Here is a 16574-nt window from a genome sequence, read left to right as displayed (position 1 = left end):
AAGAGCTTCGATGGACATCTCCGCCCTGATCATCTTTGCCGGCGCGCTGCTGGTCGCCGCCGGTTCCCCCGGTCCCAGCGTCGCGGCCCTGGTGGCGCGCGTCATCACCCGCGGCTATCGCGACGTCCTGCCCTTTCTCGCCGCCATGTGGATCGGCGAGGCGATCTGGCTGTCCTGCGCGATCTTCGGCCTGGCCTTCGTCGCCGAGACCTTTCACATGGCCTTCCTGGTCATCAAATATGCCGGCGTCGCCTACCTGCTCTATCTGGCCTGGAAGATGTGGACGGCCCCTGTCGGCGTGACCGAGGAGGAGATGCCGCAAGCGGGCTCCCGCTGGCGCCTGTTCCTGACCGGCATGGCGGTGACGCTCGGCAACCCGAAGATCATGATGTTCTACCTGGCCCTGCTGCCGACCATCATCGACCTGGCGTCGGTGACGCTGATCGGCTGGGCCGAACTGACCTTGACCATGGTGGTGGTGCTGGTTGCCGTCGATACAGCCTGGATCATCGCTGCGTCCCAGGCGCGCCGGCTTCTCAAGAGCCCGCGCGCCATGCGCATCGCCAACCGCACCAGTGCTTCCATGATGGCCGGCGCGGCGGCGGCCATCGCCGCCCGCTAAGCCGCCAGCCACTCGATCCAGCGTCCATGGAAGTCGCAACGCGCCAGGTCGCGCGTCGCGCCGTCGGGCCACAGGGTCAGCTGGACGACCGCATAGGGGTCGTTCGTGTCGCTCGGCTCCATGCGCAGCCAGGCGATCGGTCCGCCGCCGTCGGCGCCGGCCGCCGCCAACGCCTGCTCGATGCGCCGGCGGGTGGCCATCGGCAGATATTGCCACATGATCGAGTGAAACAGCACGAGAACGGCATCGGGACGACGCGCCGCCAGCGCCCGGTCGACGAAATCGGCGGCGTCCGCCTTCTCCAGTTCGAAAGGCTGACGCGCCGCAATGCCGATGGCCGCCGCTAGCCTGTCGAGGCGGGCCGTCTGGTCGGCCCAGACATAGGATGTCAGCCGCAGCCGCTCCTCCGGCTTCGCCACGTCTATCGGTGCGATGTCGCTCCCCCGCCGTCGAACGATATCAAGCCCGCCGTCGAGCATCGGCGTCTTGCCACGCATTTCCGGCGCCAGCCGCACCGGCGCGCTGTCATCGCCCCATGCGGCATCGCCATAGCGATAGTGAAACCGATCAAACAACAGGTTCAGGCCGGCGCTGGAGCCGATCTCGTAGAGATCGAGCGGCAGGCCGGTTTCCCGCGCGATGGCGAGAAAGCCTGGCAGGAGCAGCGCCGAGCGGGCGATCTCGTTGGTCTGCGGCGCACTGTCGAGATTGGCGAAAAGCCGCGCGTCATGCCGGGCGATGGCATCACCGAGCGCCGCGCGCAGCGCCGCATCGGAAGCCGCATTGGGCGGATAGACGGCGGCAAGCGCTTCGTCGCCCGACAGAACCAGCGCATGCAGCCCGCCGCACACTCTCAGCGCCAGCGCATCCGCGCGCGGATCGCCCGGCCAGCCGCGAATGCGTTGCCCTGTCTGCGTTTCCTTGTCGAGCACACCCGGCAGCAATCGGCAAAGCCGTGCCGTGAAAGGCGATCCCATGCGATCGCAGGCCTGCGCCTGCTTCTCGAAATGCTCGGCAATAATGTCGCTGGTCATGGCGTCCCCTTCTGTTTCGGACGTCTATTGTTAGCACTTGCAGCAAATTTGCGTTGCGGCAGTGCAGCAATTCGTCTGAACCATGAAATGGGACGCGGTTTGTCTATTGCATCGGCCCGAAAATCGGAATCGATTTTCGGAAAGCACGATGCATAGATTCAAAATGCAAGAGCATCCTTTGTGCGTCCAAAGGGACGCACGGCGCTCTAGCCTTTCGGCAGATCGGCCAGGGCTTTCTCCACCTGCGGCATCAGATCGTTGCGGATGCTTTCGGGCGAAAACGGGCCGACGTGCTTGTAGCGGATCGCTCCATCCGGGCCGACGAGGAAGGTTTCGGGAACGCCGTAGACGCCCCAGTCGATGGCGGCTCGCCCGCTCTGGTCGACGCCGATCGCATCGAATGGATTGCCGAGATCGCCGAGGAAGCGCCGCGCATTCTCCGGCTTGTCCTTGTAGTTGAGGCCGGCCACCACGAAACGCTTGTCCGTGGCCAGTTGCATCAGGAGGGGATGCTCTTGCCGGCACGGCAGGCACCAGGAACCCCAGACATTGACCAACGTCACCTTGCCGGCGAAATCCGCCGAGGCGAGCCCGGGAAGCTCCATGCCTTCCAGCGGCGGCAGATCCGTCTGCGGCGCCGGCTTGCCGATCAACGCCGACGGCACCAGCGCGGTATCGTGGCCGGACATGAGCTGCATGAGGAAGATCGCCGAAAGCGCCAGGAACGCGGCGAGCGGCAGGAGCAGCATCAGACGCCGCGCGCGCACCGTCTTCTCGCCGCTGACGCTCATTTGCCGGGACCCTTCTTGCCGGAGCCCTTGGGCTGGGAACGACGGCGAACGCCGCGCTGTTCCAGCTCCTTCAGCTCGCGCTTGCGCGCCGCCTGGTCGATGAGGATCCAGATGCCGAGCGCGGCGATCACCAGCGCGGAGATGCCGTAGGCGGCGAACACGTAGGCCGCATGGGTCATCGCGCCGCCCTTTCCGCAGCGCGGGCCGAAAGCCGGCGCATGGCGATGACGCGGCGGCGCCAGATTTCGGCGCGCATCGCCATCAGGTGCAGCGTCAGGAACAACAGCGTGAAACCCAGCGCGCAAATCAGCAGCGGCCATAACAAGCTCGGATGGATCGTCGGTCCGTCGAGGCGGAACACGGAAGCCGGCTGATGCAGCGTGTTCCACCAGTCGACGGAGAACTTGATGATCGGAATGTTGATGAAGCCGACCAGCGTCAGGATCGCCGCCGCGCGCGCCGAGCGGCCGGGATCGTCCATGGCCCGCGTCAGCGCGATGATGCCGAGATACATCAGGAACAGAACGAAAACCGAGGTCAGCCGCGCGTCCCAGACCCACCAGGTGCCCCACATGGGCTTGCCCCAGATCGAGCCGGTGAGGAGCGCCAGAGCGGTGAAGGCGGCACCGATCGGTGCAGCCGCCTTGAGCGCCACATCGGCCAGCGGGTGCTTCCACACCAAGGTGCCAAGCGCCGCGATGGCCATCAGCGAATAGCAGAACATGGCCAGCCAGGCGAAGGGCACATGGATGTACATGATGCGCACCGTCGCGCCCTGCTGGTAGTCCTCGGGCGCGGCAAAGGCCGTGTACAGCCCCACGGCCAGGATGACCAGCGCCACCGCCCCGAGCCACGGCACCAGCCGGTCGGCCAGCGCCAGGAAGCGCGTCGGATTGGCCAGCGCCGTCAGGCGGCCTGAAAGCGTTGAAGCTTGTGGGGTGGCGTCTGTCATGCCTGAACCCATAACGCTGCCCGTCCTGTTCCGCAATCTTCCCGTTTGCCGCAGATCACCCGTTCAATCGCCGCTCCAGCGCAAGGCGAGGGCGGCGGCCAGCGGCCCGATCACCGCAAACAACAATGTCAGCGCGGCGAGAATGAGGAAAGGCGGCAGGAACGGGTCGGGATCGGCGATCGCCCCGCGCGCCGCGGCGACGCCGAAGATGAGCACGGGGATGACGAGCGGCAGGATCAGCACCGACACCAGAAGCCCGCCGCGCGGCAGCGCCACGGCCAGGGCCGCGCCGACCGCGCCGATGAAGGTGATCGCCGGCGTGCCGACCAGCAGCGTCAGCGTGGCGGCCATGATGCCCACAGGTTCGACATTCATGAACAGGCCGAGCAGCGGCGTCACCGCCACCAGCGGCAGCACGTTGACCGCCCAATGGGCCAGGCATTTGACGAACACGGTCAGCGCAACCATGTGCCGGCTGCCGGCAATGAGCAGGAGATCGAGCGACCCGTCCTCCCGGTCGGCCTGGAACAGGCGTTCGAGGCCAAGGAGACTGGCCAGCAGCGCGCCGATCCACAGGATCGCCGGGCCGATGCGCGCCAGGAGGTTGAGATCCGGCCCGACGCCGAAAGGAATGACGGCGACGACGGCGAGGAAGAACAACACCCCGGTCAGCGCCCCGCTGCCGGCCCGCGTGCCGAGGCGCGTTTCACGCAGGAAGAGCGCTAGCATGGGTTCGCGTTCCTACTGGTGGGATGGTGCTCCTTCGCGCCCCCCTCTGGCCTGCCGGCCATCTCCCCCACGAGGGGGGAGATTAGGTTGGCCGCTTGCTCCGGCACCTCTTTTGCAATGCGGGAGATTGGCGAAAGCAATGGCGATCGCTGATCTCCCCCCTTGTGGGGGAGATGCCCGGCAGGGCAGAGGGGGGCGTGACGGGCAAAAACCTCCATCAGCGCGCCCCTCCCAACCGCAGTTCCCGCGCCCCATCCAGCCCGAGCGGCAGGTGCGTTGCGGCGACGATGATCCCGCCATCCTCCAGATGCACGCCCATCAGCGCGGCGAACTGCGCCTCCGATGCCTTGTCGAGACCCGACGTCGGCTCGTCGAGCAGCCAGACCGGCCGGTAGCTGACCAGCAGGCGGGCGATGGCGGCGCGCCGGCGCTGGCCGGTCGACAGATAGCCGAACGGCAGGTGACCGATGTCGTCGAGCCCCACCGTTTCCAGCGCCTCCTGCGGCGAAAGATGCCCATGACCGAGGAAATCCTGCCAGAAGACGAGATTCTCCGTGACGCTCAGTGCCGTCTTCATGGCGTTGCGGTGGCCGAGATAGTGGCAGGCGGCGGCAGCATCCGGCCACTCCTCGCCGCCACCGGACAGATGAACCACCCCCTCGGAGGCGGGCAAAAGGCCGCACAGAACACGCAACAGCGTTGATTTTCCGGCTCCGTTCGGCCCGGTCACCATCAGCGCCTCGCCGCCTGAAAGGGCGAAGGACACGCCGGAAAACACGGGCTCGCCGCCCCGCTCGCCACCAAGTTCCTCGGCGGCGAACCGCATCATGTCCTGCTTGTCGGGCAAAAGTTTATCCCTGAATTTTCGCGTTGCAGCAGTTTTGCCGCATATCGGTATGGAACTCTTTTACGAAATTCTCTATATGCCGGACAACCACGCCAGCGGTCGGCGTGTAACTCTTTGTGCCGATACCCGCGCGCGCGCCGCCTTGAACGGCCCGGGACGCTGGGGGCGGACGGCGGAAATGACCGTACCCGCACCTTTTGCGCGTGATGCCTAGAGGAGTCCGTTCCCGTTTCGGATGAACAGACCAGGATAGGATCGCCCGTGTCAAAATCTCTCGACAGTTTCAATTGCCGCCGCACCCTCAAGGTGGGCGATGCCGAATATGTGTATTTCGACCTCAAACAGGCCGAGAACAACGGTCTTGCCGGCATTTCGCGCCTCCCCTTCTCGATGAAGGTGCTTCTGGAAAACCTCCTGCGCAACGAAGACGGACGCACGGTCACCAAGTCCGACATCGAGGCGGTCGCCGCCTGGCTCGACGACAAGGGCACGGCCGGTCATGAGATCGCCTACCGCCCGGCCCGCGTGCTGATGCAGGATTTCACCGGCGTGCCCGCCGTGGTTGACCTGGCGGCCATGCGCGACGCCATGGTGTCGCTCGGCGGCGACCCGCAGAAGATCAACCCGCTGGTGCCCGTCGACCTCGTCATCGACCACTCGGTCATCGTCGACGAGTTCGGCACGCCAAAGGCCTTCGCCCGCAATGTCGAGCTGGAATACCAGCGCAACGGCGAGCGCTACCGCTTCCTGAAATGGGGTCAGAAGGCGTTCAAGAACTTCCGCGTCGTGCCGCCCGGCACCGGCATCTGCCACCAGGTGAACCTCGAATATCTCGGCCAGACCGTCTGGACCAAGGAAGAGGACGGCGTAACCGTCGCCTATCCCGACACCTGCGTCGGCACCGATTCGCACACCACCATGATCAACGGCCTGGGCGTGCTCGGCTGGGGTGTGGGCGGCATCGAAGCCGAGGCCGCCATGCTCGGCCAGCCCGTCTCCATGCTCCTGCCGGAAGTCATCGGCTTCAAGCTGACCGGCAGGATGAAGGAGGGCGTGACGGCCACCGACCTGGTGCTGACCGTCGTGCAGATGCTGCGCAAGAAGGGCGTCGTCGGCAAGTTCGTCGAGTTCTTCGGCGACGGCCTCGACCACATGACGCTCGCCGATGCTGCCACGATCGGCAATATGGGTCCCGAATACGGCGCCACCTGCGGCTTCTTCCCGGTCGATTCGGAAACGCTGAACTACCTCAACGTCTCCGGCCGCACCAAGGAGCGCATCGCGCTGGTCGAAGCCTATTCCAAGGCGCAGGGCATGTTCCGCGAGACGGGCAGCGAAGCGCCGGTCTTCACCGACACGCTGGAGCTTGATCTGGGCGACGTCGTGCCGTCCATGGCCGGCCCGAAGCGCCCCGAGGGCCGCATTCCGCTCGAAGGCATCGCTTCCGGCTTCGCCGAGGCGCTGGAGAGCGAATACAAGAAGGACGGCGCGAGCCTCGGCAAGCGCTGGCAGGTGGAAGGCGAGGACTACGACCTCGGCCATGGCGACGTGGCGATCGCCGCCATCACATCATGCACCAACACCTCCAATCCGAGCGTTCTGATCGGCGCCGGGCTCCTCGCCCGCAACGCCAACCGCCTCGGCCTGAAGCAGAAGCCCTGGGTCAAGACCTCGCTTGCCCCCGGCAGCCAGGTGGTGGCCGAGTATCTGGAGAAATCCGGCCTGCAGAAGGAGCTCGACCAGATCGGCTTCAACCTGGTCGGCTTCGGCTGCACCACCTGCATCGGCAATTCCGGCCCGCTGAACCCGCCGATTTCCAGGACGATCAACGAGAAGGGCCTGATCGCCGCCGGCGTTCTGTCCGGCAACCGCAATTTCGAGGGTCGCATTTCGCCCGACGTGCAGGCCAACTACCTGGCTTCGCCGCCGCTGGTGGTCGCCTACGCGCTGGCCGGCTCGGTCACCAAGGACCTGACCAAGGAGCCGATCGGCCAGGACAAGGACGGCAGGGATGTGTTCCTCAAGGACATCTGGCCTTCCAACAAGGAAATCCAGGAGTTCATCCAGAAGCACGTCACGCGCGACCTGTTCGAGAAGAAATACGCCGAGGTCTTCACCGGCGACGAGAACTGGCGGGCCGTGCAGGTGCCGGAAGGCGAGACCTATGCCTGGGACGACAAGTCGACCTATGTGCAGAACCCGCCCTACTTCGCCGGCATGAGCAAGACGGCCCGCGATGTCAGCGACATCAAGGGGGCGCGCATTCTCGGGCTGTTCGGCGACAAGATCACCACCGACCACATCTCGCCGGCCGGTTCCATCAAGGCGGCCTCGCCTGCCGGCAAGTATCTGATGGACAATGGCGTCGGCGTTGCCGACTTCAACCAGTATGGCACGCGGCGCGGCAACCATGAGGTGATGATGCGCGGCACCTTCGCCAACATCCGCATCCGCAACTTCATGCTTGGCCAGAACGGCACCGAAGGCGGCTACACGATCCACTATCCTTCGAAGGAAGAGATGTCGATCTACGACGCGGCCATGGAGTACCGCAAGGAGGGCGTGCCGCTGGTGGTCTTTGCCGGCGTCGAATACGGCAATGGCTCGTCGCGCGACTGGGCGGCCAAGGGCACCAATTTGCTCGGCGTGCGCGCCGTCATCGCCCAGAGCTACGAGCGCATCCACCGTTCGAACCTGGTCGGCATGGGTGTCATCCCGTTCGTCTTCGCCGAGGAGACGAGCTGGGAAGAACTCGGCCTGAAGGGCGACGAAAGCGTCACCATCGAGGGGCTGGAAACCATCCGGCCGCGCGCCACGCTGACCGCCAGCATCACCTATGCCGACGGCGCGGTGAAGAACGTTCCGATCCTCTGCCGCATCGATACGGTGGACGAGCTGGAATACTTCAGGAACGGCGGCATCCTGCAATACGTGCTGCGCGACCTCGCCGCCTGAGGCTGAACCGGCCTTCTCAAATCGCCCCGCCGGCGCCTTGCGCACCGGCGGGGTTTTTCGTTTTCGGGCCCGTCAGCGATAAACGTCGCGCGGCGCGCCATAGCGCGCCGTCGCCGCCAGAAGCACGCCCAGCATCAGCCCGTTGAACAGGTGCCAGAGGAAATGCGTGCCGAGCGGGAAGCCGCCGCATACGGCCGGATCGACGATGCGGCAGGCGGCCGAAACCACAAAGATCGCCGCCGCCGCCAGATTGTACCACCCGACCCGCCGCCCGGTCGCCACTTCCACCCCGCCGAAGAACAGCAGCGCCAGCAGGGCGGGGAGATACATGGTGGTATTGTTGGTGGCGGCATGCACCCAGCCAGGCAGCAGCGCCGTCACCAGCCCAGCCGCCGCATAGAAGGCGACGAGACCCAGCCATGCCTTGCTCCAGCGCAGCCCGATGAAACGGTGCAGGTTGAGCAATGTGTAGGCGAAGGTGAAGCCGACGATCGGCAGGATGTCCGCCCAGGCCGTCATCCTGTTGGCAAAAGTGTGGAACAGGCCGGAACCGAGGCCGATCACCACCACCCACCAGGCAAGGATTGCGGCAAACCGGCCGGCGCCGTTTCGCTGCGCGGCGCGCACGCCCCACAGGCCCGCGGCGACGAAGGCGAGATTGCTCAGCGCATTGATCGGCTCCGACCAGAATTCCGGCCCCGTACGCTCGCAATAGAGATCGAGCGCGGCGAACAGTTCCCCGCTCACGACAATTCCGCCAAGAACATTCCCACCTTGCTATCGCCCCCTGTTTCACCGCAACGTGACTTTTTATTGAGCAGCTAATCTGCCTAGATTCGCGGCGATTGAAAATCTTAAGTTGGGCGGCGATGACCAGAACCTCGAAACCGACGAGATGGCGGATCCCGATTGGCGGGGCGGTTCTGTTCGCCCTTGCCTTATGCCTGCCGTACGCCGCCTTCGCCGACGGCAAGGCAGTCCGCCCCCTGGGCGTCGTCGAGCTGTTCACCAGTCAGGGCTGCAATTCCTGCCCGCCGGCCGACGCGGTTTTGGCCGAACTTGCCCAATCCAGACACATTGTGGCGCTCGCCTATCATGTCGATTATTGGGATTATCTCGGCTGGCATGACGTTCTGGGCAGCGCCGAGAACACCGCCCGTCAGCGCGCCTATGCGAAAACGCTCGACAAGATGTCCGTCTACACCCCCCAGGCCATCGTCAACGGCCAGCGCGACATGAACGGTGCCCGCCGCGACCGGATTCAATCGGCGCTCGACGACATGGCGCACACGGCGCGCGGGCTGCGGGCCGACGTTTCAATCGAGGACAAGGGCGACAGCATTGTCATCGTCGCCGGCGGGTTGACCGACAAGGGCGACAGGGAACCTGTCAATGCGCATGTCGTCATTGTCGATTTTACCCCAAAGCAGTCCGTCGCCATCCGCGCCGGCGAAAACCGTGGCCAAACCCTCGATTACTGGAACACCGTCAACGGCATGCAGACCATCGGCATGTGGAGCGGCACGCCAAAGAGCTTCGAATTGCCGAAGAACGAGCTGATGAAAAAGGGCAATGGCTGCGCCGTGCTGCTGCAGGTGGTCGACAAGAGCGGTCGCCCGGGCCCGATCCTCGGCGCGGCGCTGCTGGCGCCCTGACCGGCCTTTCCTCCCCAACATGAAAAAACCGGCGCTGGCTGGACCAGCACCGGTTGTGACTTCCTTGGGACCGTTGCCTGGACCGGGAGACCCGAGTTGGTTCGATCCGGCCATGACCCCGAGGGCGGGGGGCTTGGGGTTTTCGAGGCCGGTGTCCGGACCGAACCGTCTCAGGCAACAAGGCGATGGTCATGGGATAATGGGGCATGAGCTTGGACAAAACACGGCGAGAATGTGGCAAGCCATCACCAATTCCGACAGTTCGTCCTGATTTGTGACCGTCGGCTAACGATTGCGGGTTGCGAATCAGAAAAGCTGCGCCGGCAAACAGCTGCCGCGCGAGAACGCCTTTCCGTTGCCTTCCGCGTCTTGGAGCGCCGTGCGTCCATTCGGGCGCTACACAAGGACGTTCTAACTCTTTGAATCTACACATCGTGCTTTCCGAAGATCGATTCCGATTTTCGGGTCGATGCTGTAAAGAACGCGGGGCTTGCATTTCGCGTGGCCTCGGGCGAACCTTCCACGTCACCAAATCGTCATGAGGGTCAGGCCAATGACCGATTACGGCAACCAGGGGGAGGATAGGGACGGCTCCGGAATATTGATTCCGCTGCACGAGGCGCGGCAGGCGCGATCCGACCTTCCCGTTACCTTCGAGCGGCGTGAGCTGGACCAGATACTCCGCCTCTACGGCCACATGGTCGCAGCGGGCGAATGGCGCGACTACGCCATCGACCATCTGAAAGACCGCGCCATCTTCTCCGTTTTTCGCCGAGCCAGCGAGATTCCGCTTTTCCAGATCGTCAAGGATCCGAAATTGACGCGCAAGCAGGGCGCCTACAGCGTCGTTGCGGCAACCGGCGCCATTCTCAAGCGCGGCCATGAACTGGCACGGGTTCTGGCGGTGTTCGACAAATCGCCGCGGCTGGTCCGCGGCTGACGTCGACGATCCGGAACTCGGAGCACCGTACACAACGCCGGCTGAAACTTTTTTTACGGTTCAGGCATGGATCCTCGGGTCGGGGCCCGAGAATGAAGAGGGTTGAGGCACATCGCAAGTCATCGACGGGCGGTGGTTAACACCGTCCCGCCATATGGTTCGTCATCCTCGGGCCCCGACCCGAGGATCCATGCCTGAACGGTCAACGATATAAGGGGCATCTTCTCTGCGCTCCTGGACTTGCCGGAAAACGCCCGCCGACGGTCCGGCGTTCAGGACCCGGCATCGCCGCGAAACAGCCTCTCCGGCAGGGATTCGGGATCGGGCGGAGTGTCCGTGCCGCCGTTCAGCGTCAACTGCATGAACACCGTGTCGAGCCACCTGCCGTGCTTGTACCCGCTGCCTTCCAGGACGCCTGTATGGCGAAAGCCCAGCGCCGCATGCAGCCCGACGGAAGCCCGGTGCCGGGACCCGTCGCCGATCACCGCCAGGATCTGGCGGAAACCCAGTGTTTCGCAAGCTTCGACAAGGCGTTCGAGGAGGCCGCGCCCGACACCCCGGCCCTGAGCCTGTGGAGCGACATAGACCGAATCCTCGACCATGAAGCGATAGGCCCTGCGCGGGCGAAACGGCCCCGCATAGGCATAGCCGAGCACCATCTCGCCATCGCTCGCCACCAGAAAGGGATATCCCTTCTCCGTCAGCGCCCGCATGCGTGACAGCATGTCTGCCGCGTCCGGCGGATCGAGTTCGTAGCTTGCCGTGCCGTTGGTCACCGCATGGGCGTAGATCTGCGTGATGGCGGATATGTCGGCGGGCGTCGCCGGGCGATAGGAGATTGCGTTCATTGGTCTCAGCCGGGGGTCTCAGCAGGGGTGTCAGCCAGGGGTGTCAGTCGATCGTCCGGCCCGCCGTTGCGGCCCGCCGATAAACAAAAAAAGGGCGGCCCGAAGGCCGCCCTTTGCATAGCATATTTCCAGCTTCCGCTACTCGCGATTGCCGAGGAAATGCAGCAGGAACGTGAACAGGTTGATGAAGTCGAGATAGAGCCTGAGCGCGCCCATGATCGCCTTGCGGCCGGACACGGAGCTGTCGTCGCCTTCGTAGTACATTTCCTTGATCTGCTGCGTGTCGTAGGCCGTCAGGCCGGCGAACACCAGCACGCCGATTGCCGAGATGGCGAACTGCATGGCGGACGAGGCAAGGAAGATGTTGACGATCGAGGCGATGATCAGGCCGATCAGACCCATGAACAGGAACGAGCCCATGCCCGACAGGTCACGCTTGGTCGTGTAGCCCCACAGCGACAGCGCGCCGAAGGAGGCGGCCGTGATGAAGAAGGTCCGCACGATGCTCTGGCCCGTATAGACCAGGAAGATCGACGACAGGGAGAGGCCCATAAGGCCGGCGAACACCCAGAACGCCGTCTGCGCGCCCGAAACGCTCATCGAGTTGAGGCGGGCGGAGAGGAAGAACACCATTCCGAGCGGCGCCAGCATCACCACCCAGCGGAGCGGCGAGCCGTAGAGGGCGGCGCCGAGGCCGGTCAGCATCTTGCCGTTGCCGAGCGTGGCCACGGCGGCAGCCGGGTCGTTGGTGGTGGCGAACATGATCGTGCCCAGCGCTGCCAGGCCGGTGATCGCCAGGCCGAGCGCCATGAGATTGTAGACGCGAATCATATAGGCGCGCAGGCCCTCGTCGATGGCCGCGTCCGCGCGAGCGCCGGGCGCTACGCGGGCCTGATAGTTACGAAGGTCAGCCATAATTACCCCTTTCTGGCTAAATTCCCGTCCGGTGACGGCCAGCGGGCCGTGCGCCGCTGGCGGGAGTCCAGCATGCGTGCTTCAAATATGATGTCTGTTTGTGTCTAGGACAAGGCCCAAACGCACCGGAAACGCCGATGCGGCAAGAGTTCGCGCCCCATGCCGGCCAATCACGCCGATAACGGTTAATGCTTTGCCAGCCTCTTGCCGATCAGAGATTGCGCAGCACGGGCGCCGCCTTGTGCCCCAGAACCCGCCACGTTCCGACCAGACCGAAGCCGACCGTCAGCACCAGGGCGATGACGATCGTCGACAACGCCACCTCCGGCAGGAAGCTCGATGCCAGGCCCATGATCTGCGAAACGACGAACCAGGCGGCCACGCTACCCGCCACAAGCGCGAACACGGCCGTCGCCAGACCGATCAGCAGGTATTCCAGCGAGAAAGCGGCGATCAGCGTGCGCCGCGTCGCTCCCAGCGTCTTCAGCACCACCGCATCGTGGATACGCGCCCGGTTGCCCGCGGCGAGCGCGCCCGAAAGCACCAGGACGGAGGCGATCAGCGCAACGGCCGCCGCCGCGCGGACGGCCGTTGCAAGCTGGCTCACCAGTCGGTTGACCACGTCGAGCGCGTCTTTCACGCGCACGGTCGTCACGGTCGGAAAGGCGCGTGTCACTGCATTCAGAAGGCGCGATTCGTCGGCCGGCGTCGCCTCCGCATCCGTCAGCGTGGCAAGCCAGGCATGCGGCGCGCCGGCGAAGGTGTTGGGCGAGAACACCATGACGAAATTGATCGCCAGCGATTCCCATTCGACACGCCGGAAACTGCCAATCCGTGCCGTCACGGTGCGCCCGAGCACGTTGACGGTGATCGTGTCGCCGAGTTTCAGGCCCAATTGCCGGCCTTCCTCCTCGACAAAGGAAACCAGCGGTTCGCCTTGATAATCGGGCGCCCACCATTCGCCCTCGGTCAACGTGGCGTTTTCCGGCATCTCGGCCGAATAGGTGATGCCACGGTCGCCGCGCAGCACCCATCCGCCTTCAGGAGGAATTGTCATGTCGCGCACATTGACCCCGTTGAGCGCCGTGATGCGCCCGCGCAGCATCGGCACGCGCATCAGCATGCCCTGTGGGGCCTCCTTCTCGACCAGAGCGGCGAAATTCTCGACCTCGCTGCCCTGGATGTCGACGAAGAAGAAGTTCGGCGCCACCTTCGGCAGATTGCCGGTGATCTGCTGCCTGAGATTGCCGTCGATCAGCGCCAGCGTGGCCAGCAGGGTCAGGCCGAGGCCAAGCGACAGAACGACGGACGGCGTCAGTGCACCGGGGCGGTGGATGTTGCCCAGCGCCAGACGCAGCGGCGTCGAGGCAACACGCGGACTGCGCCGCGCCAGCCACTCGATGCCGAGCGCCACAACGCGCAGGACGATGAAGGCGAACACCGTCGCGCCGACGAAGATCGCCGCCATGCGCCGGTCATCGGAGAACCAGATCGCCAACCCGGCCAATCCGGCGGCGATGGCGACCGAAACAGCGATGTAGACCGGCTTTGGCCAGCCGCGCCCCTCGATGCCCATCTCGCGGAACAGTGCCGTTGCCGGCACGTCGCGTGCGCGGCCGAGCGGCATCACGGCGAAGACCAGGGTGATCATCAGCCCGAACAGCGCCGCGGTGCCCAGCGCGCCGGGATAGAGCCCGCCCGCCGCCGGCACCGGCAACACGCCGGCCAGCACCGCCGAGGCGGAAAACGGCATCAGCGCGCCAAGCACCAGGCCGGCGGCGATGCCGATGGCTGCGATCAGGCCGATCTGCACCAGATAAACGGTGAAGACGAAGCCTCCGGACGCGCCCAGGCTCTTGAACGTGGCGATCACCGCCCGCTTGCCGTCGAGATAGGCGCGCACCGCGTTGGCGACGCCGACCCCGCCGACGACCAGCGCCGTCAGCCCGACCAACGTCAGGAACTGCGAGAACCGCTCGATGTTGCTCGACAATGACGGCGCGGCGTTGCTGCGCGTCCGGATGCTCCAGCCGGCGTCGGGAAAGTCCGCGCCAGCCTGCGCGCGGGCCGTCTCCAGCACGCCGTCGCCGGCATTGTCCGGCAGGCGAATCTTGTAGACATGCTCGACCAGGCTGCCGGGTTGGATCAACCCCGTCGCTTCCAGCCCTTCGAGCGACACCATCAGGCGCGGAGCGAAACCGAACCCGTCGGAAACGGCGTCCGGTTCGGTTTCAAGCACCGCGCGCAGTTCGATGGCCTGGCCGCCCAGCATGAGGCGGTCGCCCACCTTCAGCCCGAGCCGCTCGAACAGCAGATCGGGTGCCGCCGCGCCGAAAGCCCCATCCTGCTCGCCGAACAGATCGTCATGCGAAAGCTGTGGTTCCGTCACCAGCGCGCCATAGAGTGGATACGCTCCATCGACCGCCTTCACTTCGACCAGTGTCTGGTCGGAACCATCGCCAAGCCGCGCCATCGAGCGCATATTGGCGCTTTCGGCGGCGTCGCCGAGACCGGCCAGAAAGTTCCGTTCCGCATCGTCGGCGCGCCGCTGGTTGAGCTCGAAGCGAAGATCGGCGGCCAGCAGCGACTGGCCCTGCGCCTCCACCGCGTCGCCAATGGCGCGCGCCACGGAGTTGACGCCGCCGATGGCGCCGACACCCAGCGCAATGCAGGCCATGAAGATGAAGAACCCCGACAGGCCGCCGCGCATCTCGCGCAGCGAGAATCGGACGGCCAGACGCAGCGTGCGCGTGAAACTCATGCCAGCGCGGCCTTCTCTAGCGGCGCAGCCGTCTCGATGCGGCCCGAGCGCATGGACACCTGTCGCGCGCAGCGCGCGGCCAGCGACGGATCATGCGTGACCAGCACCAGAGAGGTGCCGCGCTCCTGCGCCTTGGCGAACAGAAGATCGGCGATCTGCCGGCCGGTCGCCTGGTCGAGATTGCCGGTCGGCTCGTCGGCGATGAGGATCGCCGGCCGGGGCGCCAGCGCGCGGGCGATGGCGACGCGCTGCTGCTCGCCGCCCGACAGTTCGCCCGGATAATGGGTCAGCCGATCGCTCAGGCCCACCGCGGCGAGTTCCGCTTCTGCGGCGCCGAACGGGTCGCCATGGCCGGCCAGCTCCAGAGGCACGGCGACATTCTCAAGCGCCGTCATGTTGGGGATGAGGTGGAAGGATTGGAAGACGATGCCGATCGTCCGGCCGCGAAAGGCGGCGATCGCATCCTCGCTGAGGCCGTTCAGAACCGTTCCGCCGACGCGGATCGTCCCGCTGTCGATCCGCTCGAGCCCGGCGATGACCATCAGGAGCGTGGATTTCCCCGACCCCGACGGACCGACGATCGCCGTCGACTGGCCGGGCTCGACCGACAGGCTGATGCCCTTCAGCACATGAACCGAGGAGGCGCCCTCGCCCAGTGTCAGCGACAAGTCTTCCAGTTCGATCACGGGTTCTGTCACGGAAAAGACATCCTATATTGGGAAGAAGAGGCGCGGCGATCGGCAGACGGTTCGATCTCGGCAAATATGGGTTATCCCGCATGGCATTCAAATCTTTTCCGCCGTTCCTGCCCTTCACAAAGATTTCATTCCTGTTCGCCGTGCTGGCCCTGCTGTTCGTTTCCGCCGGCTCGGCGCCCGCAGAACCGCTGCGCATAGTCGGTTTCGGCGACAGCCTGATGGCCGGCTATGGGCTTGGCCCAGGCGAAGCGTTTCCCGAGCAATTGGAATCCGCGTTGCAGGCACAGGGAGCCGATGTCACCGTCGCCAATGCCGGTGTCTCCGGCGACACGTCGAGCGGCGGCCTGTCGCGCCTTGAATGGTCGGTTCCCGACGATGCCGACATCGTTCTGGTCGAGCTTGGCGCCAACGACATGCTGCGTGGCATCGCGCCCTCTTCCACCGAAGCCAATCTCGAGGCCATCATCGAAAAACTGACCGGTCGCGGCCAGCGCGTCGTGCTGGCCGGGATGCTGGCAGCGCCCAATCTCGGCCCGGATTATGCGGCCGCGTTCAACCCCATCTATCCGCGACTGGCGGAAAGGCACGGCCTGACCCTGATCCCGTTTTTCCTCGACGGCGTGGCGGCCGAGCCGACGCTTCTCCAATCCGACGGCATGCATCCCAACGCCGAGGGCGTCGCCCGCATGGTCGAGCGGATGCTGCCCGTGATTCGCAAAACCATCGACGAACGAAAGGAGGAGGACGCCTGAACCTTAACCAAGAAACCGCTTGCCCACGACGGTAATCGGTGATTCGCTGTCACTGACAGTACGATTCGAGGAGGT

The 16574-nt window shown here is 65.1% G+C and carries 15 protein-coding genes and 1 pseudogene; 5 read left to right on the top strand and 11 right to left on the bottom strand.

Annotated elements, in window-relative coordinates; genetic code table 11:
* Positions 1 to 10: 10 nt before the first annotated feature.
* On the top strand, positions 11 to 622 hold the full coding sequence (locus tag AB843_RS13225) for a LysE family translocator (protein ID WP_048647318.1): 612 nt from the start codon (positions 11 to 13) through the stop codon (positions 620 to 622).
* On the opposite strand, the gene AB843_RS13220 is transcribed toward AB843_RS13225, so the two are convergent.
* The 6 genes and pseudogenes from AB843_RS13220 to ccmA form a co-directional block, all read right to left on the bottom strand.
* Positions 619 to 1656 (bottom strand): DUF2332 domain-containing protein, encoded by a 1038-nt coding sequence (locus AB843_RS13220; RefSeq protein ID WP_048647317.1) that lies wholly within the window; start codon positions 1654 to 1656, stop codon positions 619 to 621. The genes AB843_RS13225 and AB843_RS13220 overlap by 4 nt on opposite strands.
* A gap of 206 nt (positions 1657 to 1862) precedes the next feature.
* Complete coding sequence (locus AB843_RS13215; protein ID WP_048647316.1) at positions 1863 to 2447, bottom strand: DsbE family thiol:disulfide interchange protein; 585 nt, start codon at positions 2445 to 2447, stop codon at positions 1863 to 1865.
* Positions 2444 to 2626 (bottom strand): heme exporter protein CcmD, encoded by a 183-nt coding sequence (gene ccmD / locus AB843_RS13210; protein ID WP_048647315.1) that lies wholly within the window; start codon positions 2624 to 2626, stop codon positions 2444 to 2446. The genes AB843_RS13215 and ccmD overlap by 4 nt, the downstream gene beginning before the upstream one ends.
* Positions 2623 to 3411, bottom strand: coding sequence for a heme ABC transporter permease (locus AB843_RS13205; RefSeq protein ID WP_048647314.1), 789 nt, complete (start codon positions 3409 to 3411; stop codon positions 2623 to 2625). Before AB843_RS13205 ends, ccmD begins: the two co-directional genes overlap by 4 nt.
* A 51-nt stretch (positions 3412 to 3462) precedes the next feature.
* Complete coding sequence (ccmB, locus tag AB843_RS13200) at positions 3463 to 4128, bottom strand: heme exporter protein CcmB (RefSeq protein WP_048647313.1); 666 nt, start codon at positions 4126 to 4128, stop codon at positions 3463 to 3465.
* Between the two features lie 217 nt (positions 4129 to 4345).
* A pseudogene (ccmA, locus tag AB843_RS13195) lies at positions 4346 to 4891 on the bottom strand (heme ABC exporter ATP-binding protein CcmA); the annotation flags it as partial.
* 345 nt (positions 4892 to 5236) lie between these two features.
* On the opposite strand from ccmA, the gene acnA reads away from it, so the two are divergent.
* Positions 5237 to 7930 carry an aconitate hydratase AcnA gene (gene acnA, locus AB843_RS13190; RefSeq protein WP_048647312.1) on the top strand — a complete coding sequence of 898 codons (2694 nt, stop codon included), beginning with the start codon at positions 5237 to 5239 and terminating at the stop codon, positions 7928 to 7930.
* 72 nt (positions 7931 to 8002) lie between these two features.
* On the opposite strand, the gene AB843_RS13185 is transcribed toward acnA, so the two are convergent.
* Positions 8003 to 8677 (bottom strand): ceramidase domain-containing protein, encoded by a 675-nt coding sequence (locus tag AB843_RS13185; protein ID WP_048647311.1) that lies wholly within the window; start codon positions 8675 to 8677, stop codon positions 8003 to 8005.
* 122 nt (positions 8678 to 8799) lie between these two features.
* On the opposite strand from AB843_RS13185, the gene AB843_RS13180 reads away from it, so the two are divergent.
* Complete coding sequence (locus AB843_RS13180) at positions 8800 to 9585, top strand: DUF1223 domain-containing protein (protein WP_048647310.1); 786 nt, start codon at positions 8800 to 8802, stop codon at positions 9583 to 9585.
* Positions 9586 to 10138: 553 nt separating this feature from the next.
* Positions 10139 to 10525, top strand: coding sequence for a DUF2794 domain-containing protein (locus AB843_RS13175; RefSeq protein ID WP_048647309.1), 387 nt, complete (start codon positions 10139 to 10141; stop codon positions 10523 to 10525).
* A gap of 272 nt (positions 10526 to 10797) precedes the next feature.
* Here AB843_RS13175 and AB843_RS13170 read toward each other — a convergent pair whose 3' ends face one another.
* The 4 genes from AB843_RS13170 to AB843_RS13155 all read right to left on the bottom strand — a co-directional run bounded on the left by AB843_RS13170 (position 10798) and on the right by AB843_RS13155 (position 15747).
* A complete protein-coding gene (locus tag AB843_RS13170; protein WP_048647308.1) occupies positions 10798 to 11373 on the bottom strand; it encodes a GNAT family N-acetyltransferase in 576 nt (191 codons plus the stop codon).
* Between the two features lie 138 nt (positions 11374 to 11511).
* Complete coding sequence (locus AB843_RS13165) at positions 11512 to 12288, bottom strand: Bax inhibitor-1/YccA family protein (RefSeq protein WP_048647307.1); 777 nt, start codon at positions 12286 to 12288, stop codon at positions 11512 to 11514.
* Between the two features lie 211 nt (positions 12289 to 12499).
* On the bottom strand, positions 12500 to 15049 hold the full coding sequence (locus AB843_RS13160) for an ABC transporter permease (protein WP_048647306.1): 2550 nt from the start codon (positions 15047 to 15049) through the stop codon (positions 12500 to 12502).
* On the bottom strand, positions 15046 to 15747 hold the full coding sequence (locus AB843_RS13155; RefSeq protein ID WP_048647305.1) for an ABC transporter ATP-binding protein: 702 nt from the start codon (positions 15745 to 15747) through the stop codon (positions 15046 to 15048). The genes AB843_RS13160 and AB843_RS13155 overlap by 4 nt, the downstream gene beginning before the upstream one ends.
* An 80-nt stretch (positions 15748 to 15827) precedes the next feature.
* Between AB843_RS13155 and AB843_RS13150 the strand changes: the two genes are divergently transcribed.
* Positions 15828 to 16499, top strand: a complete 672-nt coding sequence (locus AB843_RS13150) for an arylesterase (protein WP_053086132.1) — start codon at positions 15828 to 15830, stop codon at positions 16497 to 16499.
* Positions 16500 to 16574: the final 75 nt, after the last annotated feature.

The organism is Nitratireductor soli, from assembly GCF_001050155.1.
GTDB classification, from domain to species: domain Bacteria; phylum Pseudomonadota; class Alphaproteobacteria; order Rhizobiales; family Rhizobiaceae; genus Nitratireductor; species Nitratireductor soli.
The sequence above is the reverse complement of the archived record's forward strand: the minus strand, read 5'-3'. Positions and strand labels throughout refer to the sequence as shown.